Origin of the sequence: Pseudonocardia sp. NPDC046786, assembly GCF_040645415.1 — a bacterium.
Taxonomy (GTDB): domain Bacteria; phylum Actinomycetota; class Actinomycetes; order Mycobacteriales; family Pseudonocardiaceae; genus Pseudonocardia; species Pseudonocardia kongjuensis.
The window spans coordinates 76,591-95,509 of the sequence record NZ_JBEYYF010000025.1 but is presented as its reverse complement, the minus strand read 5'-3'; the positions used below and the strand labels follow the sequence as shown (position 1 = coordinate 95,509).

Here is an 18,919-nt window from a genome sequence, read left to right as displayed (position 1 = left end):
TGCCGTCGTGCCGCGCCGTCGGGATCGACCCGGGCCACCGTGCGTCGTAGCCGGTCCTGCAGCAACCGGCGGGTCGCCGCTGCGGCGCCGGGCAGTACCCGCGCTTCGACCTCGCGGGCCTGTTCGTCGTCGAGCACGCTGGTGGCGTGTGCGATGGCCTCGGCTTTGCGTTGGTCGATCCGCCCGGTCTCCCATTCGGCCAGGGTCGCGGGCAGTACGTGGGCGAACCGGGCCGCGCCGGCCAGTAGGCAGCGGGCCTCTTCCAGGGACACCCGTAAGGTCAAGGCGACCTGGTCGGGTAGCCAGCGGCCCACTGGTGTGACCGCCCGGGGGTCGGCGCCCGGTGGTGCGGCGGTGCTGCCGGGTGGGTGTCTGTCGGCGAACGCTGCCAGCATCCGGGTCCGCAACGCCGAGGCCCATCGTTCGATGCGTTCGGCGCCTTCGACGACGTCGAGGAGTTGGGCGTCACTCAGCAGCTCGGGGCTGTCGGCGGCGAGTTGGCAGTCCAGTGCCAGTGCGAATCCCACCGGCCGGGTCGGATCCACCACCACGACCGGCTCGCTGTTCTCGTCTCCGCACAGCAGGGCGCACAGGTCGCGGGTCATGCCGTGCGGGCAGGGGTCGGCGGCGACCGCCTCGGGGCTGAGCAGCGCACCGTCGATATCGACCATGTGTTCGATTCTATCGGGTTGGGCTGGTTGTTCTCTAGAAGGAAGTCGGAGGAAAATCCACTCAGGACAGGGTTGTTTTGTCGCACCCGGCGACGGACTGGCCGACGAGCCGCGCGAGCGGCAGGCCGACGTCCGTGGTCCGGCCGGTCAGGACCGCGATCCCGGTGGCGCCCGGCTCGGCGTCGTACTCGCTCGCCATCGCGCGGCACGGGCTTGCCACTGCGCGGCACCGGTTCGCCACCGCGTGGCAGCCGCTCGCTGCGGCGTCCCTCCCGTCTCCACGCCGACCGACCCGGACCGGCGGACCCCGGGTCAGCCCCGCAGCCGGCGCCGCAGCACCGCCATCACCGCCGCGATCACGCCGACCGCCGCGGCGACCGCTCCGACGATGATCGTCGCGGACGGACCGGTCCCATCGGCGCCGGTCCCGGACGATCCCGGGTCCCCGGGCGCGGCGGGATCACCTGCCGCGGGGCTCCCCGCGGTCGCGGATCCCCCGGGCCCGGACGGCGCCGGATCGGCCGGGTCCGCCCCGGTCAGGCCGGGACCGGTCGGGTCCGGGCCGGCCGATCCCGGATCGGGCGGCACGTCGCCCGGCGCCACCAGCGTCCCGATCCCGGCCGCGGTGACGCCGAAACCCCAGTCGAGCAGCGGCCGCGCCTGGTCGACCATCCGCACCGGCTGCGGCTCGCCGCGCACCAGTGCCACCACCAGCCGCCGCCCGTCCCGCTCGACGGCACCGACGTAGGTGTGCCGCGCCGCGTCGGTGAAGCCGTTCTTGCCGCCCAGGAAACCGGGGGTGTCGAACATCCGGTCGCCGTTGCCGACCTCGAAGCCGGGCCGGTCGGCGAACCCGGGGAACGGGATGCCCGGGGACCGCAGCACGGCTGCGAGCCGCGGGCGGTCCAGTGCCTCCCGCAGGACCAGTGCGAGATCGTAGGCCGACGACGACATGCCCGGCCCGTCCAAACCGGACGGGGTCGCGGGCCGGGTGTCCAGCGCCCCCAGGCCGCGGGCCGCGTCGTGCATGGCGGCGAGCGTCGCGGGGGTACCGCCGAGCTCGCGGGACAGAGCGTGCGCGGTGTCGTTCCCGGACGCCAGCAGCAGGCCGTGCAGCAGCTGCTCGACGGTGTACCGGCCGCCGGGGCCGATCCCGGCCCGGCTGCCCTCGATGTTCGCGTCCTCGACGGTGCCGGTGACGACCCGGTCCGGCGGCAGGACGTCGTCGACGACGAGGGCGAGCAGCAGCTTGACCGTCGACGCGGGACGGTGCCGGGCGTGCGGCGCCCGGGCGGCGAGCACCGCGCCCGAGTCCAGGTCGGCGACCAGGTACGACGCCACCCCGACCGGCGGCGGCGGGACCGGCCCGGCGTACGCCTCGGCGCAGCCGGAGAGCCCGCCGACCGGCGGATCCGGCACCGGCAGCGGCGCCACCGGCACGGTCTCCGCCTCGGCGGCCGGTCCTGGCGGCACCTCCTGGCCCGGGCAGGCCACGGCCACCGGCGCGGGCGCCGCGGCGGGGCAGGCCATCGGTGACGGGGCTGTGGCGGGGCCGGCCCCCGGCGACGCGGCTGTGGCGAGCCCGGAAACCGGCGACAGGGCTGCGGCGAGCCCGGAAACCGGCGCCGCACCGCTCAGGATCAGCGGCACCGACAGCAGGACGAGCCATCCCGGGGCGCTGGGCACCCGGGCAGCATGCCCTACCCGGCGGAAGCCTCCACGATCGTCCGCACCCGCTGCAGGCTCTGCTCCAGCCCGTCGCGCATCATCGTCTCCCGGTCCCGGCCGAGCAGCCCGCTGCGCTGCAGCAGCCGGACCGGCAGCGCGGGCACGCCCACGCTCTCCCGCCAGGCGGCGACGTGGGTGCCTGCGCCGTCGTCGGTCGGGGTGAGCACCCAGCCCCACGCCGTCCTCGACTCGGTCACCACGAAGGTGAACCGGCGGCCCGGCTCGCACTCGGTGACCCGGCAGTGGGTCGGCCAGCGGATCACGCCGTGCCGGTTGAGCCCGACGAACCGGGCACCCACCGCGGGCCCGGTGGCATCGCCGCGCCAGCGGCCGCCGGTGGCCTCCGGGCTCCACTCGCCGGCCCGGGTGATGTCGGAGACCAGCTCCCACACCCGCTCCGGCGGCGCTTGCACGGTCAGTTCCGCTCGGTCCACGACAGCACCGTCCTTCTCGACGCGACTGGCCCGGCAGAGATCGACTCCGGGCGCGCGGAGACTACCGCCCGCCCGCTTCTCGACCGCCTGTCGACGCGTCCGGTCACAGCGCTGTTGCGACCCTGCCGCTCGGCGCGGTGAGCGGTTACCGTCCCGCGGGATGCGCGCCGCGGACCGGCGGGCGCCGGAACGGGGGAGGACGTTCGTGCGGAACAACCAGCGCATCGGACGGCGGAGCAGGTTCGCGACCGCGATCGCAGTCGGGGCCGTCGCGGCACTCGCGCTGTCGGGCTGTGCCCGCGACACCGGTGGCGGCGGGGGAGCCGCGCAGGGTGAGTGCGAGCGGGTCGCGCCGCCGTCGGTGCCGGCGGCCAGCGCGCAGCCGGCCCCCGAGGCGGCGCCCGCGGACGCGAGCGCGCTGCGGGTCGGCCTGGCCTACGACATCGGCGGGCGCGGCGACGCGTCGTTCAACGACGCCGCGGCGGCCGGCCTGGACCGCGCCGTGGAGGAGCTGGGCCTGGTCCGGGAGAACACCCGCGAGGCCACCGCCCAGCCGGGTGAGAGCGAGGACGCCGGGACCACCCGGCTGCGCCAGCTCGCCCAGGGCGGCTTCAACCCGGTGATCGCGGTCGGCTTCAACTACGCCAACGGCGTGCAGACCGTGGCGACGGAGTTCCCGGACACCCAGTTCGCCATCGTCGACGACGACACCGTCGACCTGCCGAACGTCACCCCGCTGGTGTTCGCCGAGGAGCAGGGGTCGTTCCTGGTCGGCGTCGCGGCCGCGCTGAAGACCGAGACCTGCCGGGTCGGCTTCATCGGCGGCGTGGACAGCCCGCTGATCCAGAAGTTCGACGCGGGCTACGAGCAGGGCGCCCAGGCCGTCGCACCGGACATCCAGATCGACTCGGCCTACATCTCCCCGGCCGGTGACTTCACCGGCTTCAACGACGCCACCCGCGGCACCGAGATCGCCGCCGGCCAGTACGACGGCGGCGCCGACATCTCCTTCGCCGCGGCCGGCCAGTCCAACCAGGGCGTGTTCGCCGCCGCGCAGACCGCCGGGCAGCGGGCGATCGGGGTCGACTCCGACCAGTACAACTCGCCGCAGCTGACCGCCGTCCGCGATGTCATCATGACGTCGATGATCAAGCGGGTGGACGTGGCGGTGTACGACTACGTGAACGCCGTCGCCGGGAACACCGTCGACTCGCTCCCGGAGCGCTTCGATCTCGCCAACGACGGCGTCGGCTACTCCACCTCCGGTGGCTTCGTCGACGACATCACGCCGCAGCTCGAGGCGTACCGGGCCGCGATCATCGCCGGTGAGATCGAGGTCCAGTCCACCAAGTGACCGAGCAGCAGCACGCGGTCGAACTGCGCGGGATCACCAAGCGGTTCCCCGGTGTCGTCGCCAACGATCGCGTGGACCTCGCCGTGCGCAGCGGCGAGGTGCACGCGCTCTGCGGGGAGAACGGCGCGGGCAAGTCGACCCTGATGAAGGTCCTCTACGGGATGCAGGCGCCGGACGAGGGCACGATCGCCGTCGGCGGGGAGCCGGTGCACTTCCGGACCCCGGCCGACGCGATCGCCGCCGGGATCGGCATGGTGCACCAGCACTTCATGCTGGCCGACAACCTCACCGTCGCCGAGAACATCCTGCTCGGCGCGGAGAAGCGGCACGGGATGGGCCGGGCGGCCCGCACCCGGATCGCCGAGCTGTCCCGGACCGTCGGCCTCTCGGCGGGGCCGGAGCTGCTCGTCGAGGACCTGGGCGTCGCGGACCGGCAGCGGATCGAGATCCTCAAGGTGCTCTACCGAGGTGCCCGCACGGTGATCCTGGACGAGCCGACCGCGGTCCTCGTCCCGCAGGAGGTCGACGAGCTGTTCGCCACCGTCCGCTCCATGCAGGCCGACGGCTACACCTTCCTGTTCATCTCGCACAAGCTCGACGAGGTGCGGGCGATCGCCGACCGGATCACCGTGATCCGGCGCGGCCGCACCGTCGGCACCGCCGATCCGGGATCGGTCACCAACTCGCAGCTGGCCGAGATGATGGTCGGCTCCGAGCTGCCCTCGCCGGAGACCCGCGAGTCGACGGTGACCGACCGGGAGGTGCTGCGCGTCGAGGGCCTCGGGCTGCCCGACCCGGCCGGCGGCCGGGACCTGCTCGACGGCGTCGATCTCGTCGTGCACGCCGGCGAGGTGCTCGGGGTGGCCGGCGTCGAGGGCAACGGCCAGACCGAGCTGGTCGAGACGATCATGGGGATGCGGGCGCACGCCCGCGGCCGGGTGCTGCTCTCCGGCGCCGACGTGTCCGGGCTGTCCACGATGGCCCGCCGGGAGCACGGCGTCGGCTACATCCCCGAGGACCGGACCCGGCACGCGCTGCTCGGTGACCAGCCGCTGTGGGCGAACCGGATCCTCGGCTTCCAGTCCCGGCCGCCGATCGGCGGGCGCGGCCTGATCGACCGCGCCGCCGCGCGGGCCGACACCGAGCGGATCGTGACCGGCTTCGACGTCCGGACCCCCGGCATCGACGTCATGGCGTCCGCGCTGTCCGGCGGGAACCAGCAGAAGCTCGTCGTCGGCCGCGAGCTCTCCGGTGACCCGGTGCTGCTGATCGCCGCGCACCCGACCCGCGGCGTCGACGTCGGCGCGCAGGCCGGCATCTGGGCGGAGCTGCGCAGTGCCCGCGCCGCGGGGCTCGCGGTGCTGCTGATCTCCGCCGACCTGGACGAGCTGATCGGGCTGTCCGACACGCTCGCCGTGATCCTCTGCGGACGACTGGTCGGCACCGCCGACCCGGCGACCGTCACCCCCGAGGAGCTGGGCACGACCATGACCGGAGCGACGACGTGATCCGGCTGCGGGGCGCCGTCGTCGCGCCGGTACTGGCGATCGGGTTCGCGGCGCTGCTGTGCGCGGTCGCGCTGATGATCAGCGGCGCCTCGCCGTGGACGGCGCTCACCACGATCCTGTCCCAGCTCGGCTCGGGCACCGTCGCGGTGGACACGGTCAACTCGGCGGCCGTCTACTACATCGCCGCGCTCGCGGTCGCGATCGGCTTCCAGATGCGGCTGTTCAACATCGGCGTCGAGGGCCAGTTCCGGGTCGCCGCCTGCGTCGCCGCGATCGTCGGCGGCACGGTGGTCCTGCCGCCGGTGCTGCACACCGTGCTGATCATGGTCGTGGCGATGCTGACCGGGGCCGCGTGGATCGCGATCCCGGCTCTGCTCAAGGCCTACCGGGGCGTCTCCGAGGTCATCTCGACGATCATGTTGAACGCGATCGCCACCGGGCTGATCGCCTACCTGATCCGCGCCGAGACCTTCGGCGAGCTGCGCGGCAACAACATCACCACCCCGCCGATCCCGGAGTCCGGCTGGTTCCCGGGCATCCCGGTCGGCAACGGGCAGATCTTCGGCATGGTCGTCGTCGCGATGGTGCTCGGGCTCGGCTACTGGTTCCTGCTCGGCCGGACCCGGTTCGGGTTCGAGCTGAAGGCCTCCGGCGAGTCGAAGACGGCGGCGTCGGCCGGCGGGGTGAACGCGCGCCGGACGATCCTGGTCGCGCTGCTGCTCTCCGGTGCGGTCGCCGGGCTGGTCGGGCTGCCCGAGCTGCTCGGCCGCGACCACGCCTACACCCTGAGCTCGCCGCAGGGCTACGGCTTCACCGGCATCGCGATCGCGCTGCTGGGCCGCAACCACCCGGTGGGCATCGCCCTGGGCGCGTTGCTCTGGGCGTTCCTGGACAAGTCCGCGGTGGCGCTGGACGTCGTCGGCATTCCCCGGGAGATCGTGCTGATCATGCAGGGCCTGATCGTGCTCTCGGTCGTCGTCGCCTACGAGGTGGTGCGCCGGATCGAGCGGCGCGCCGAGCAGCGCCGGGTGGCCGCCGAGGTACCGCATCAACCGGTGGGGGCGTCGGCATGACCGCGGCGGTGCTGGAACGGGCCGCCCGGCTGCCCGGCTGGGCGCGGTCCGCGCTGATCGCGGCCGGGCTCGTGCTGATCCTCTCGGTCACCGTGACGCTCACCGGGCAGACCCAGCTCGCGTCCTCCGGGACCTCCGAGGCGGCCGTCCGGCTCGGGCTACCGATCCTGTTCGCCGCGCTCGGTGGGCTGTGGGCCGAGCGCGCCGGGATCATCAACATCGGCCTCGAGGGCATGATGGTGCTCGGCACCTGGGGCGCGGCCTGGGCAGGCTACCAGTGGGGGCCGTGGGCCGCGGTGCTGGGCGGGCTGGCGTTCGGCGCGCTCGGCGGGCTGGTGCACGCCGTCGCGACGGTCACCTTCAACGTCAACCACATCGTCTCCGGTGTGGCGATCACCCTGCTCGGCACCGGCCTCACCAAGTACCTGGCGACGCTGCTGTTCACCCCGGTCTCGCAGAACCCGCGCCAGTCCCCGCGGCTGGAGGGCTTCGAGCAGTTCTCGGTGCCCGGCCTGTCGTCGGGCCTGCAGGCGCTGGAGGCCCAGCAACGGGTCTTCGTCTCCGACCTGGCCGGCCTGCTGTCCGGCCTGGTCACCGGGCTGACCCCGATCGTCGTGCTGGGTTTCGCGCTGGTGCCGGTCAGCTACTGGATCCTCTGGCGGAGCGCGTTCGGGCTGCGCTTGCGCAGCTCCGGCGAGTCCCCGGTGGCCGCCGAGTCGCTCGGCGTGAACGTGATCGCGCACAAGTACGTCGCGGTGGTCATCTCCGGCGGGCTGGCCGGCCTCGGCGGCGCCGCGCTGGTGCTCAACCCGGGCCAGCTCGGCTACCTGGAGAACCAGGTCGGCGGCCGCGGCTACATCGGCCTCGCCGCGATGATCTTTGGCAACTGGCGGCCGGCCGGGCTGCTGGTCGGGTCGGCGCTGTTCGGCTACGTCGACGGGCTGCAGCTGCGGGCCGGCGGCGAGGCGGTGCACGCGCTGCTCTACGGCGCGACGCTGGTCGCCGTCGTCGTCGCGGTGCTGTGGGCGATCCGCCGGATGTGGACCGCCGCCGCGATCGCACTCGGCGCCGGCGCCGTCGTCTACGCGCTGTACTGGGCGTTCGACACCGTCCCCAGCGAGTTCGCGTCCTACGCGCCGCAGCTGGTCACCCTGATCGTGCTCGCCGCGGCGTCCCAACGACTACGACCACCGGCGCGGCTCGGCGAGGAGTACCGCCGCGGGGAGGGCGGCTAGATGGCCGGCGGCGGACCCACCGGAGCCGGTGCGGACATGGTGGCGCCCGATCCGCCCGTCCCGGACTGGGACGCGCTGCGCTCGGCTGCCGTCACCGCGGCGGCCTGGGCGTACGCGCCCTACTCCGGCCTGCGGGTCGGCGCCGCCGCACTCGTCGACGACGGCCGCCTGGTGACCGGCTGCAACGTCGAGAACGCCTCCTACGGCCTCGGCGTCTGCGCAGAGGTGACCCTGGCCGGGCAGCTGCGGCTCTCCGGCGGCGGCCGGCTGCTCGCGATCGCCTGTCGGTCCGGCACCGGCGAGCTGCTGATGCCGTGCGGGCGCTGCCGCCAGGTGCTCTACGAGTTCGGCGGACCGCAGCTGCGCTGCGACACCCCGGGCGGGGTGCGCCCGTTCACCGAGGTGCTGCCGGACGCGTTCGGGCCCGAGCACCTGCCGGGGAGCGCGCGGTGAGCGGCCGCTCGTTCAGCGCCGTCGAGATCATCGCGGCCAAGCGGGACTGCCGGGAGCTCAGCCGCGACCAGATCGACTGGGTGGTCGGCGCCTACACCCGCGACGAGGTCGCCGACGAGCAGATGGCCGCGCTGGCCATGGCGATCCTGCTCAACGGGATGGACACGGCCGAGACCGCGCACTGGACCCAGGCGATGATCGACTCCGGCGAGGTGCTCGACTTCGGCGACGTCGGGCGCCCGCTGGTGGACAAGCACTCCACCGGCGGCGTCGGGGACAAGATCACGCTGCCGCTGGCGCCGCTGGTCGCGGCCTGCGGCGCGGCCGTCCCGCAGCTGTCCGGGCGCGGGCTGGGCCACACCGGCGGCACCCTGGACAAGCTGGAGGCGATCCCCGGCTGGCGGGCGTCGCTGAGCACCGCCGAGATCACCGCGCAGCTCGCCGACGTCGGCGCCGTGATCTGCGCGACGACGCCCACCCTGGCCCCCGCGGACCGGCGGCTCTACGCGCTGCGCGACGTCACCGGCACCGTCGAGTCGGTCCCGCTGATCGCCAGCTCGATCATGAGCAAGAAGCTGGCGGAGGGGACCGGCGGGCTGGTCCTCGACGTCAAGGTCGGCTCCGGGGCGTTCATGAAGAACGCCGCCCGGGCCGGCGAGCTGGCCGACGCGATGACCGAGATCGGGGCCGCGCACGGGCTCCCGACGACGGCGCTGCTCACCGACATGTCCCGGCCGCTGGGCCGCTGCGTCGGGAACGCGCTGGAGGTGGCGGAGTCGGTCGAGGTGCTGCGCGGCGGCGGCCCGCCGGACGTCGTCGCGCTGACCGTGGCGCTCGCGTCCGAGATGCTCGCGCTGGCCGGGATCACCGACGCCGATCCCGCGCAGGTGCTCGCCTCCGGCGCGGCGTACCCGGTGTGGGAACGGATGGTCGCGGCCCAGGGCGGCGACCCGTCGGCGCCGCTGCCGGTGGCCGGGCACGTGGAGACGGTGACCGCGGACCGGTCCGGGATCTTCGCCGGCGCCGACGCGCTCGCCGTCGGGACCGCGGCCTGGCGGCTCGGCGCCGGGCGGGCCCGCAAGGAGGACCCGGTGCAGGCCGGCGCCGGGGTGCGGCTGCTCGTCGCGCCCGGCGACCAGGTGCGGGCCGGGACACCGCTGCTGGAGCTGCACACCGACACCCCGGACCGGATCCCCGACGCCCGGCGGCTGCTGGCCGGCGCGGCGCTGCTGATCACCGCCGATCCGCCCGCCCCCCGCGAGCTGATCCTGGACGTCCGCCGCGGGTGATCATGCCCTGCCCCCGAGGTCCCGGGTGCGCCGGGGCCTGCGCACCGTCCGCGACCGATCCGGCACGATGGGCGCGATGCGTGAGGATCGACCGCCCCGGCGGGCTCCGATACCCCGTCCGGTGATGCCGGAACGGGCCGGACGTGCACCCGCGGAGTCGGTGCAGCCGCCGGAGGCTCCGGAGGAGGTCACCCGCCCGGTCCAGCGACCGTCGGTCCCACCGGACGACGGCCCGCCGACCACCCCGATCGACCGGGTCCCGGAACCCGCCGAGCCCGCCGGGCCCGCGGGCGGGGGCACCGAGAACGCGGGCTCGCTGGTCCGCTCGTCCGGCATGATCGCGATCGCCAGCCTGGTCAGCCGGTTGACCGGCTTCCTGCGGAACCTGGCGATCGTCGCGGTGCTCGGGTTCGCGGTCGTCAACGACTCGTACACGATCTCGAACACGCTGCCGAACATCGTCTACGAGCTGCTCCTCGGCGGCGTCCTGACCAGCGTGATGATCCCGGTGCTGGTCCGCGCCCAGGCCGAGGACCCGGACGGCGGCGAGCGGTTCACCCGTCGCCTGCTGACCGTCGTCGGGGTGGCGCTGCTGCTGGCGACGCTGCTCGCGATGGCCGCCGCGCCGCTGCTCACCCGGCTCTACCTGGGCTCCGGCGACGGCGGCGAGGCCAATCCGGCGCTGGCGACGGCGTTCGCCTGGCTGCTGCTGCCGCAGATCTTCTTCTACGGGATCGGGGCGCTGCTCGGCGCGATCCTCAACTCCAAGCAGGTGTTCGGGCCGTTCGCCTGGGCGCCGGTGCTGAACAACGTCGTGGTGCTCGGCGTGCTCGCCGTCTACGCGCTGGTTCCCGGCGAGATCTCGGCCGATCCGGTGCGGATGGGCGACCCGAAGCTGCTGGTGCTGGGGCTCGGGACGACGCTGGGCATCGTCGTGCAGGCGGCCGTGCTGATCCCGTTCATGCGCCGCATCGGGTTCTCCTACCGGCCGGTGTGGGGCTGGGACCCGCGGCTGTCGCTGGCCGGCGGGATGGCGCTGTGGATCGTCGGCTACGTGCTGGTCGGGCAGGCCGGCTACATCGTCACCACCCGGGTCGCGGCTGCCGCGGACGGCGGCTCGGTCGCCACCTACATGAACGCCTGGCTGCTGCTGCAGGTGCCCTACGGCGTCCTCGGGGTGTCCCTGCTGACCGCGCTGATGCCTCGGATGAGCCGGGCCGCGGCGCAGGGCGACACCGACCAGGTGGTGACGGACCTGTCGCTGGGGGCCCGGCTGTCCACCGTCGGGCTGGTCCCGATCGCCGCGGTGATGACCGCGTTCGGCGGCGCGCTGGGCACCGCGCTGTTCTCGGTCGGCGCCGGCAGCGGGGACGGCGCGGCCCGGCTGGGGGAGACCGTCGCCTGGTCGGCGTTCGGGCTGCTGCCCTACGCGGTGACGATGCTGCAGATGCGGGTCTTCTACGCGATGACCGACTCCCGCACGCCGACCCTGATCCAGGTCGGCATGGTCGGCGTGAAGATCCCGCTGCTGCTCGCCTGCCCGCTGCTGCTGCCGCCGGGCCAGGTGGTGCTCGGGCTGGCCGCGGCGAACTCGCTGTCGTTCGTCGGCGGCGCGCTGATCGGGCAGTGGCTGCTGCGCCGCAGGCTCGGCCGGGTCCGCAGCGTCGAGGTGCTGCGCTGCCTGGTGAAGGTGACGCTCGCCTCCGGTGCGGCCGCGGCGATCGCCTGGGGCCTGACCCGGCTCGCCGAGCCGGCGATCGCGGACTGGCCGGTCGTCGCGCAGGCGTGGACGCTGCTGCTCGGCGGGACGCTGGTCGCGCTGCCGCTGGCCGTCGCCGGGATGCGGCTGCTGAAGGTCGCCGAGCTGGACGCGGTGTTCCGGCGGCTCGCCCGCCGCTGAGCGCTCCCGTGCCAGGATCGGTGGCGTGCCGGACCTCCTGGAGTTCCCGACGCTGACCGAGCTGCGCCGCCGCACCAGCATGAAGTGGCGGACCTACGACGACGACGTCCTCCCGCTCTGGGTCGCCGAGGCCGACGTGCCGGTGGCGCCCGGGGTGCTGGCCGCGGTCAACCGGGTGCTCGCCGACGGCGACACCGGCTACCCGGCCGGCGACGGCTACGCCCGCGCCCTGGCCGCGTTCGCCCGGGACCGCTGGGGCTGGGACGGGCTCGACGCGGCGCGCGCGCTCGTCGTGCCGGACGTCATGCAGGGCGTCGTCGAGGCGCTGCGCGCGGTCGTCCCGCCCGGCGACGCCGTCGCGCTCGCCCCGCCGGTGTACCCGCCGTTCTTCGCGTTCCTCCGGCACGCCGGGTGGGAGCCGGTGTCCGCGCCGCTGACCGCCGCCGGGCGGCTCGATCCGGGCGCGCTGGAGCGCGCGTTCGCGACGCCCCGGGTGCGGGCGTTCCTGCTCTGCTCACCGCAGAACCCGACCGGCACCGTGCACACCGCCGACGAGCTGGCCGCGGTCGCCGCCGCGGCCCGCCGGCACGGGATCACCGTGGTCGCCGACGAGATCCACGCCCCGCTGGTCGATCCGGGCACCCCGTTCACCCCCTGGCTGAGCGTGCCCGGCGCGGAGGACGGGTTCAGCCTGATGTCGGCGTCGAAGGGCTGGAACCTGGCCGGGCTGAAGGCGGCGGTCGCCGTCGGCGGGCCGGCGGCGCCGATCGACCGGCTGCCCGCCGACATGCTGGAGGTCGGCGCGAGCCACGTCGCCGTGCACGCGCACGTCGCCGCGCTGGAGTCGGACCGCGGTTGGCTGGACGGCTTCGTCGCGGCGCTCGCCCGGAACCGGGAGCTGCTGGCCGGGCTGCTCGCCGAGCACCTGCCCGGGATCGGCTACCGGCCGGCCCCGGCGACGTTCCTGGCCTGGCTGGACTGCCGCGGGCTGGGTCCCGACGATCCGGCGGCGACGTTCCTGGAGCGCGGCCGGGTCGCGCTCAACGCCGGGGAGCCGTTCGGTGCGGGCGGGGCCGGGCACCTGCGGCTGAACCTGGCGACGCATCCGGAGGTCCTCACCGAGGCGGTGCAGCGGATGGCCGCCGCCCTGCCCTGAACACGACGACGCCGCGACCCCCGGGTGGGGATCGCGGCGTCGCCGTGCTGCTCGCGGTGTCAGTCGTCCGGGTCGTCGGAGACCAGATCGGCCGCCGAGGCGCCGTTCTGGCTCTTCACCGCGACCTTGGACCGGGACCGGCGCTGCGCGGGCCGCGGCGGGGGCGGCGGGGTCTGCTGGGCGTACTGCCCGCCCCGCCCCATGATGAGCTCGGCGAAGGTCGCCATCGCCTCGTCGAGCTGGCTGGCGTTGCGCCGCTCCGAGTCCGCGTTGGCGCGGGTCACCAGCTCGGTGACCGAGCCGGTGTCCGGCCGGTCCCGCAGCACCGCGTCGAGACCGGACAGCCGCCCGTCGACGTCGCCGGAGAGCGTGTCGAACCGGGTGTCGACGCTCTCGGCCAACTTCGCCAGCCGGGTGTCGACGCCCTCGGAGAGCCGGTCGAACCGGCCCTCGACGTCGCCGGAGAGCTTGTCCAGCCGGGTGTCGAAGCCGTCGAGCTTCTCCTCGACACCGCTGGCGAGCTCGCCCAGCCGGTTCTGCACGGACCCGTCGAGCTCGCCGATCCGGTCCTTGAGGGAGCCGCCGAGCTTGCCGACCCGCTCCTTGACCGAGCCGTCGAGGTCGCTGAGCCTGCCCTCCATGCCGGACTCGACGGTGTCCAGCCGGCCGCCGACCTCCTCCAGCCGGGCCGACAGCGCCTCGAGCCGCTCGGTGAGCGCCTCGAAGCCCGGCGTCGGGTCGACGGCGGGCCGCTGGGCCAGCTCCTCCAGCCTGCGGTGCAGGCCGACCGAGGTGTCGCCGAGCAGGTTGCGCAGGCCCTCGCCGGTCTCCTCGAAGGAGCCGACGGCGGCGTCGAGCTGGTCCTTGACCTGCCGCTCGACGCCCTCGATGCGCTCCTTGATCGGGGAGGCGACCGCGTTGGGCATCGCGTCCAGGCGCATCTCGTGCCGGTCGAGCCGGTTGTCCAGGTCGTCGAGCCGCTTGTGCAGCCCGCCGAGCCGGTCGTCCAGCCCGTCCATCCGGCCGGACACCCCCTCGAGTCGGCCGCTCATGCCGTCCAGCCTGCCGTCGAGCTGGGCGATCGGCTTCGCCAGCTTGTCCGGCAGGGACTCGATGGCGCGGGTGATCGCGCCGAGGATGACCTCTTGGTTGTCCAGCTTGGTCACGGTCTCGTCGAGCCGCTCGGCCAGGACGTTGAGCTCGGTCCGGTCGGGGAGCTCGGTGAGCTTCTTGCGCACGGTGCCGATGGCGTCCAGTGCGGCAAGCCGGGCGTGGATCTCGTCGAGGGAGTCGAAGATCTGCTGCTGTTCGCTGTCGCGGATCTCGGCCGCCCGCATGAGCATGCCGCGCATCCGGTCGAACGAGAGGTTCGAAGTGTCGCTCATGGCACCTGCTGCGCTTCCTCTGAGCCAAGTGGGGAGTGCCCAGAGGGTAGCGACCGCCGTTCGAGGGTCGACGGACGGTGTTGCGTTGAGCCGTCCGGGGGCCGTTCTCGCCGCCGGATCGGGATGATCATTGCAGGCCCGCACGGCCGGTGCAGGACGCCACGCCGAACGGGCGACCGGGATCGGTACCGTTCGCGGGTGGCAGAGAACCCCGCGCCGATCCCGCTCACCCACGACACCGTCCGGCGCGCCCCCAAGGTGCTGCTGCACGACCATCTCGACGGCGGACTGCGGGTCGGGACGGTCATCGAGCTGGCCCGCGAGACCGGCTACGGCAAGCTCCCGACGACCGACCCGGAGGAGCTGGCCGCCTGGTTCCTGGGCGCCGCGCACTCCGGCTCGCTGGTCCGCTACCTGGAGACGTTCGGGCACACGGTCGCGGTCATGCAGAGCCGGGAGGCGCTGACCAGGGTCGCCGCCGAGGCGGCCGAGGACCTGGCCGCCGACGGAGTCGTCTACGCCGAGGTGCGGTTCGCGCCGGAGCTGCACGTCGACGGCGGCCTGGACGTCGACGCGGTGATCGCCGCCGTGCTGGACGGGTTCCGGATCGGCACCGAGCGGGCCGCCGCGAGCGGGCGCACCATCCGGATCGGCACGCTGCTGACCGCGATGCGGCACGCCGCACGGTCCCGGGAGATCGCCGAGCTGGCCGTGCGGCACCGGGACGCGGGCGTGGTCGGCTTCGACATCGCCGGCGCCGAGAAGGGGTTCCCGCCCACCCGGCACCTGGACGCCTTCGAGTACGTCCGCCAGCAGAACGCGCACGTCACCATCCACGCCGGCGAGGCGTTCGGGCTCCCGTCGATCTGGGAGGCCATCCAGTGGTGCGGCGCGGACCGGCTGGGGCACGGCGTCCGGATCGTCGACGACATCACGACGGGCACCGGCCCGGACGGGCCGGAGCACCGGATCGGCAGGCTGGCCGCCTACGTCCGGGACATGCGGGTGCCGCTGGAGATGTGCCCGACCTCGAACGTGCACACCGGCGCCGCGGCGTCGCTGGCCGAGCACCCGATCGGGCTGCTCACCGAGCTGCGGTTCCGGGTCACGGTCAACACCGACAACCGGCTCATGTCCGGCTGCACCATGACCAGCGAGCTCACCGACCTGGCCGGGGTGTTCGGCTACGGCTGGGACACCCTCGAGTGGTTCACGGTGAACGCGATGAAGTCCGCCTTCATCGGGTTCGACGAGCGGGTCGCGCTGATCCGGGACGTCATCCGGCCGGGCTACGCCGAGCTCACCGGAGGCGCAGCCGGGCCGCGAGCCCGGCCACCAGCTCGCTCCAGGCCTGCGCCTCCCGGGTGAACGGCGGGCTCGGCGCCATCCGGGTCGGGTCCGGCCGGACCACGAACGACACCAGCCAGCCCAGGCTGCTCGACTCGGCGAGGGACTCGGCGGGCTCGGGATCGCCCGCCCACTCGCCGACGTCGGTCAGCAGCTCCGAGGCCAGGTCGAGCTGGACCGGGTCCAGGTCGAGGACGCCCTCGGCGAGATCGGAGCCGATGCCGGTGAGCACGTAGGTGTTCATGTCCTCGACCGTCGCGTCCAGCTCGCCCGCCCTCGCGGCCGCCAGCACCTCGGCGAAGGTGACTGCCGCGGCCAGGTCGGTGCCCGCCACCGCGGGGTGCTCCGGATCGGCCAGCGCCGCGACCAGCTCCTCCTCGGAGCCGAAGACGTCGATCCGGCCGTCCGACCCGAGGAACACCGGCTTGTCGTCGAGGTAGCAGCGCAGCGTCACCAGGGAGGTGTCGCCGTTCTCGATCCGGATCGGGTCGATGCCGACCTCGGCCCAGAAGCCGGTCGGCCCCTCCGCGACATCCCGGTCGCCGGCGCCGATCGCCGCGGCCCCGTCGTTCTCGCCGTCGGTGCCGTCGGTGGCGTCGGTGTCGCCGGCGTCGTCGGCCCGGGTGGCCTGGGCGGCCTCCCACTCGGCCGACTCGGTGCGGGCCTTCTCCAGCGCCCCGGTGTCCACCTCGGGGGTGGCGACCAGGCCGTCGACGGTGTCGACGATCTCGTCCCAGTGCTGGGCGACCGCCTCGGACAGCGCGGCCCAGCGCTTGGCGCCGTCCCGGCCGGCGAACACGCCTGCACCCTCGCGGAGCAGCGCGAACGCGGGTTCACCGTCCAGCGCGGCGACGACGTTCTCCAGGTCGCAGACGTCGGCCAGCGACCGGACCATCGAGACGGCCTCGTGCAGCTCCTGCACGGTCCAGGCGTCCGGGTCCTCGGCGGCCAGCTCGGGCAGCCCGACGAGGTCGTACCGGTGCGCGTCGTCCGGTGTCAGGTCGCCGACCGGCAGGCCGGGAACCGCCGACCAGGCGGGATGGTCCTCGAGGTCGTGCCCGGAGGCGGTCCGCACGAAGGCGGCGAGACCCGCGACCTCGTCGAAGACGAACACGTGCTCGTCGTCGCCGAGGAAGGCCTCCCACTCCTCGCCGTCCTCCCGCCATGGGGGAGCCCACAGGGTGACCACGTCGCCCCGGGTGAGAGCGAGCCGGATCGGGACGATGTCGCTTGCCACGATGCGGACCCTATCTCGATCGGTCGGGGGCCTCGGGGAGCCCCGGCGCGGTCAGGCCTGGCTGTGCAGGCGGACCACGCCGATCGACACGTCCTCGAGACCGCCCCGGTCGAAGTCGCGCCTCAGCTGGTCCGCCTTGATGGTCGCCGTCATCCCGTCGAACGGGCCGTGCGCGTCCACCTCCCCGGTCTGCGGGTCCACCGCCAGAACGACGTATCCGTCGCACTGCGTGAGCTTTTCCGCAGCAGCGATCAACGTCTGCTCTTCGGAAGTCGTGTTCTCCGGCATCGGATCACCTCCTCGTCATCTAGTACAGCGTCGGCGGGGGCTTCGATGTGACACCGTTTCGGCCATACCACCCGTTCGGGTCAGGTGAATCCCGAGTTCGGCGACCTTGTGTGCCGATAGTGGCACTCAGCGCGCGTGATCACGCGATGTGGGGAGCCCGGCGTGTCGACACGAGCACTGTTGGTCACTACCGGACCGATCGGGGATCGACTGTCACGCAAGGTCTGTGGCCGTGCCGCGGGCCTCACCCGGGCGGACGACCGGGGCTGCAGCAAGGGAGTTGACATCACTCGTCGGTGGCGACGGGCCGCTCACCCTTCGTGAACCATGACACGCATCCGTGTCGACGTCGTCACCGGTCCCGCTGTGCCGCAGCAGGTCCGGGGTGCGCGGCCGGGACGGCGCCGCGGACGGGTGCCCCTCGGCGGGGGGACCGGCCGGTCCGCGCGCACGTAGGCTCTCCGCTCGTGGACACGATCGTCGTCGACCACCCGCTGGCGCGGGCGCGGCTGAGCAACATGCGGGACGCCCGCAACGACAACGCCACCTTCCGGGCGGCCCTGCGCGAGCTCACCCTGATGCTCGTCTACGAGGCGACCCGCGGCGCGCCGCTGGCCGAGGAGCCGATCCACACGCCGGTCTCGCGCACCGTCGGGCACCGCCTCGCGGCGCCCCCGGTGCTGGTGCCGGTGCTCCGGGCCGGCCTGGGCATGGCCGAGGCCGCGCTGAACCTTATCCCGGAGGCCCAGATGGGCTTCGTGGGGATGGCCCGCGACGAGGAGACCCACCAGCCGGTGCCCTACATGGAGTCGCTGCCCGACTCGCTGGTCGGCCGGCCGGTCTTCGTGCTCGACCCGATGCTCGCCACCGGCGGCTCGATGCTGCACACCGTCGAGCTGCTGACCCGGCGCGGCGCCGACGACGTGACCGTGGTCTGCGCGCTGTCCGCCCCGGAGGGCGTGCAGCGGCTGCGCGAGTCGGGCCTGCCGCTGCGGATGGTCACCGCGAGCATCGACGAGCGGCTCAACGACTCCGCCTTCATCGTCCCGGGACTCGGCGACGCCGGGGACCGCCAGTTCGGGTCGGTCTGAGCGGTAGTGCCGGCACCCTCCGCGCCGACCCGGCGCCGGGTCCTGACCGCACTGGCGGTCGCGCTGCTCGTCGCGGCCGTGGCGCTGCTGCCCGGCGCGGACCGGCCGGAGGAGACCGAGATGCCCGATCCGTCGCCGGGCGCGCTGCGGGTGATGCCGCTCGGGGCGTCGTCGACGGTCGGGGTGGGCAGCCCGGCGACGGCCGGCTACCGGCTGCCGCTGTGGGAGCGGCTGACCGCCGACGGCGTCGCCGTCGACTTCGTCGGCTCCCGCTCGTCGGGGCCGGACGCGCTGCCCGACACCGACCACGAGGGACGCTCCGGCTGGACCGCCGCCCGGATGCTCCCGCTCACCGGCGGCTGGGTGCTGGCCGCCGACCCGGACGTCGTGCTGCTGCACGCCGGCACCAACGACCTGTTGTCCGGGACGTCGGCGCAGGCGACCGCGGCCACCCTGGACCGGATGCTGGACCGGATCTTCACCGCGGCGCCCGGCACCCACGTGATCATGGCCGGGGTGTGGGCGCCGCTGCCGAAGCAGCGGACCGAGCGGGCCCGGCTCGCCTCGCTGCTGCCCGGGGTGGCCGAGCGGCACCGGGCGGCCGGCCGCTCGGTGGAGTACGCCGACGTGTCCGGGCTGTTCGGCAGCGGGCGCACCGCCGACGGCCTGCACGCCGGCCCGGACGCCTACCGCACCATCGCCGCGATGTGGGCCGACCGGATCGGGGCCTGGCAGGACCGCACGCCGGTGCCCTCCACCCGCAGGTAGCC

At 74.1% G+C, this 18,919-nt stretch carries 18 protein-coding genes; 11 read left to right on the top strand and 7 right to left on the bottom strand.

From position 1 onward, the window contains the following. The 4 genes from ABZ881_RS25475 to ABZ881_RS25460 form a co-directional block, all read right to left on the bottom strand. Positions 1 to 671: DUF222 domain-containing protein (locus ABZ881_RS25475; protein WP_358488125.1), on the bottom strand; the 671-nt coding region annotated here is incomplete at its 3' end. Positions 672 to 732: 61 nt separating this feature from the next. Next, entirely contained in the window at positions 733 to 870 is a 138-nt protein-coding gene (locus ABZ881_RS25470; RefSeq protein ID WP_358488124.1) for a hypothetical protein, read from the bottom strand. Between the two features lie 113 nt (positions 871 to 983). Then, positions 984 to 2,357, bottom strand: coding sequence for a penicillin-binding protein (locus tag ABZ881_RS25465; protein ID WP_358488123.1), 1,374 nt, complete (start codon positions 2,355 to 2,357; stop codon positions 984 to 986). 14 nt (positions 2,358 to 2,371) lie between these two features. Further along, positions 2,372 to 2,833: an SRPBCC family protein gene (locus tag ABZ881_RS25460; RefSeq protein WP_358488122.1), complete on the bottom strand. Its 462-nt coding sequence runs from the start codon at positions 2,831 to 2,833 to the stop codon at positions 2,372 to 2,374. Between the two features lie 160 nt (positions 2,834 to 2,993). On the opposite strand from ABZ881_RS25460, the gene ABZ881_RS25455 reads away from it, so the two are divergent. From ABZ881_RS25455 to ABZ881_RS25420, 8 genes are all read left to right on the top strand, one after another. Then, positions 2,994 to 4,187, top strand: a complete 1,194-nt coding sequence (locus ABZ881_RS25455; RefSeq protein WP_344029134.1) for a BMP family ABC transporter substrate-binding protein — start codon at positions 2,994 to 2,996, stop codon at positions 4,185 to 4,187. After that, positions 4,184 to 5,695, top strand: coding sequence for an ABC transporter ATP-binding protein (locus ABZ881_RS25450; RefSeq protein ID WP_358488120.1), 1,512 nt, complete (start codon positions 4,184 to 4,186; stop codon positions 5,693 to 5,695). Before ABZ881_RS25455 ends, ABZ881_RS25450 begins: the two co-directional genes overlap by 4 nt. Next, complete coding sequence (locus tag ABZ881_RS25445) at positions 5,692 to 6,768, top strand: ABC transporter permease (RefSeq protein WP_358488119.1); 1,077 nt, start codon at positions 5,692 to 5,694, stop codon at positions 6,766 to 6,768. Before ABZ881_RS25450 ends, ABZ881_RS25445 begins: the two co-directional genes overlap by 4 nt. Next, positions 6,765 to 8,003: an ABC transporter permease gene (locus tag ABZ881_RS25440; RefSeq protein WP_358488118.1), complete on the top strand. Its 1,239-nt coding sequence runs from the start codon at positions 6,765 to 6,767 to the stop codon at positions 8,001 to 8,003. The genes ABZ881_RS25445 and ABZ881_RS25440 overlap by 4 nt, the downstream gene beginning before the upstream one ends. Before the next feature lie 36 nt (positions 8,004 to 8,039). After that, the gene (locus tag ABZ881_RS25435; RefSeq protein ID WP_344029817.1) at positions 8,040 to 8,456 is read left to right on the top strand and encodes a cytidine deaminase; all 417 of its coding nucleotides are present in this window, start codon (positions 8,040 to 8,042) and stop codon (positions 8,454 to 8,456) included. Next, the gene (locus ABZ881_RS25430; protein WP_358488117.1) at positions 8,453 to 9,745 is read left to right on the top strand and encodes a thymidine phosphorylase; all 1,293 of its coding nucleotides are present in this window, start codon (positions 8,453 to 8,455) and stop codon (positions 9,743 to 9,745) included. The genes ABZ881_RS25435 and ABZ881_RS25430 overlap by 4 nt, the downstream gene beginning before the upstream one ends. 160 nt (positions 9,746 to 9,905) lie before the next feature. Next, positions 9,906 to 11,645: a murein biosynthesis integral membrane protein MurJ gene (murJ, locus tag ABZ881_RS25425; RefSeq protein ID WP_358488116.1), complete on the top strand. Its 1,740-nt coding sequence runs from the start codon at positions 9,906 to 9,908 to the stop codon at positions 11,643 to 11,645. A gap of 25 nt (positions 11,646 to 11,670) precedes the next feature. After that, positions 11,671 to 12,801: an aminotransferase class I/II-fold pyridoxal phosphate-dependent enzyme gene (locus ABZ881_RS25420; protein WP_358488114.1), complete on the top strand. Its 1,131-nt coding sequence runs from the start codon at positions 11,671 to 11,673 to the stop codon at positions 12,799 to 12,801. Positions 12,802 to 12,860: 59 nt separating this feature from the next. Here ABZ881_RS25420 and ABZ881_RS25415 read toward each other — a convergent pair whose 3' ends face one another. Then, complete coding sequence (locus ABZ881_RS25415; protein WP_344029152.1) at positions 12,861 to 14,186, bottom strand: PA containing protein; 1,326 nt, start codon at positions 14,184 to 14,186, stop codon at positions 12,861 to 12,863. Between the two features lie 198 nt (positions 14,187 to 14,384). Between ABZ881_RS25415 and ABZ881_RS25410 the strand changes: the two genes are divergently transcribed. Next, positions 14,385 to 15,554 (top strand): adenosine deaminase, encoded by a 1,170-nt coding sequence (locus ABZ881_RS25410; protein ID WP_358488113.1) that lies wholly within the window; start codon positions 14,385 to 14,387, stop codon positions 15,552 to 15,554. Here the strand turns inward: ABZ881_RS25410 and ABZ881_RS25405 are convergent. Next, the gene (locus ABZ881_RS25405) at positions 15,487 to 16,770 is read right to left on the bottom strand and encodes a primosomal protein (protein ID WP_358488111.1); all 1,284 of its coding nucleotides are present in this window, start codon (positions 16,768 to 16,770) and stop codon (positions 15,487 to 15,489) included. The two genes, ABZ881_RS25410 and ABZ881_RS25405, sit on opposite strands and share 68 nt — an antisense overlap. A gap of 51 nt (positions 16,771 to 16,821) precedes the next feature. Next, positions 16,822 to 17,058, bottom strand: coding sequence for a hypothetical protein (locus ABZ881_RS25400; protein WP_010230125.1), 237 nt, complete (start codon positions 17,056 to 17,058; stop codon positions 16,822 to 16,824). A gap of 467 nt (positions 17,059 to 17,525) precedes the next feature. Between ABZ881_RS25400 and upp the strand changes: the two genes are divergently transcribed. Further along, the gene (gene upp, locus ABZ881_RS25395) at positions 17,526 to 18,149 is read left to right on the top strand and encodes a uracil phosphoribosyltransferase (protein ID WP_344029162.1); all 624 of its coding nucleotides are present in this window, start codon (positions 17,526 to 17,528) and stop codon (positions 18,147 to 18,149) included. A gap of 6 nt (positions 18,150 to 18,155) precedes the next feature. Further along, the gene (locus ABZ881_RS25390) at positions 18,156 to 18,917 is read left to right on the top strand and encodes an SGNH/GDSL hydrolase family protein (protein WP_358488110.1); all 762 of its coding nucleotides are present in this window, start codon (positions 18,156 to 18,158) and stop codon (positions 18,915 to 18,917) included. Positions 18,918 to 18,919: the final 2 nt, after the last annotated feature.

What these genes read in the sequence shown, in the direction of transcription:
- ABZ881_RS25470 (WP_358488124.1), bottom strand. Translation starts at nt 870, where the DNA reads ATGGCGAGCGAGTACGACGCCGAGCCGGGCGCCACCGGGATCGCGGTC.
- ABZ881_RS25455 (WP_344029134.1), top strand. Translation starts at nt 2,994, where the DNA reads ATGCGCGCCGCGGACCGGCGGGCGCCGGAACGGGGGAGGACGTTCGTG.
- ABZ881_RS25440 (WP_358488118.1), top strand. Translation starts at nt 6,765, where the DNA reads ATGACCGCGGCGGTGCTGGAACGGGCCGCCCGGCTGCCCGGCTGGGCG.
- ABZ881_RS25435 (WP_344029817.1), top strand. Translation starts at nt 8,040, where the DNA reads ATGGTGGCGCCCGATCCGCCCGTCCCGGACTGGGACGCGCTGCGCTCG.
- ABZ881_RS25415 (WP_344029152.1), bottom strand. Translation starts at nt 14,186, where the DNA reads ATGAGCGACACTTCGAACCTCTCGTTCGACCGGATGCGCGGCATGCTC.
- ABZ881_RS25400 (WP_010230125.1), bottom strand. Translation starts at nt 17,058, where the DNA reads ATGCCGGAGAACACGACTTCCGAAGAGCAGACGTTGATCGCTGCTGCG.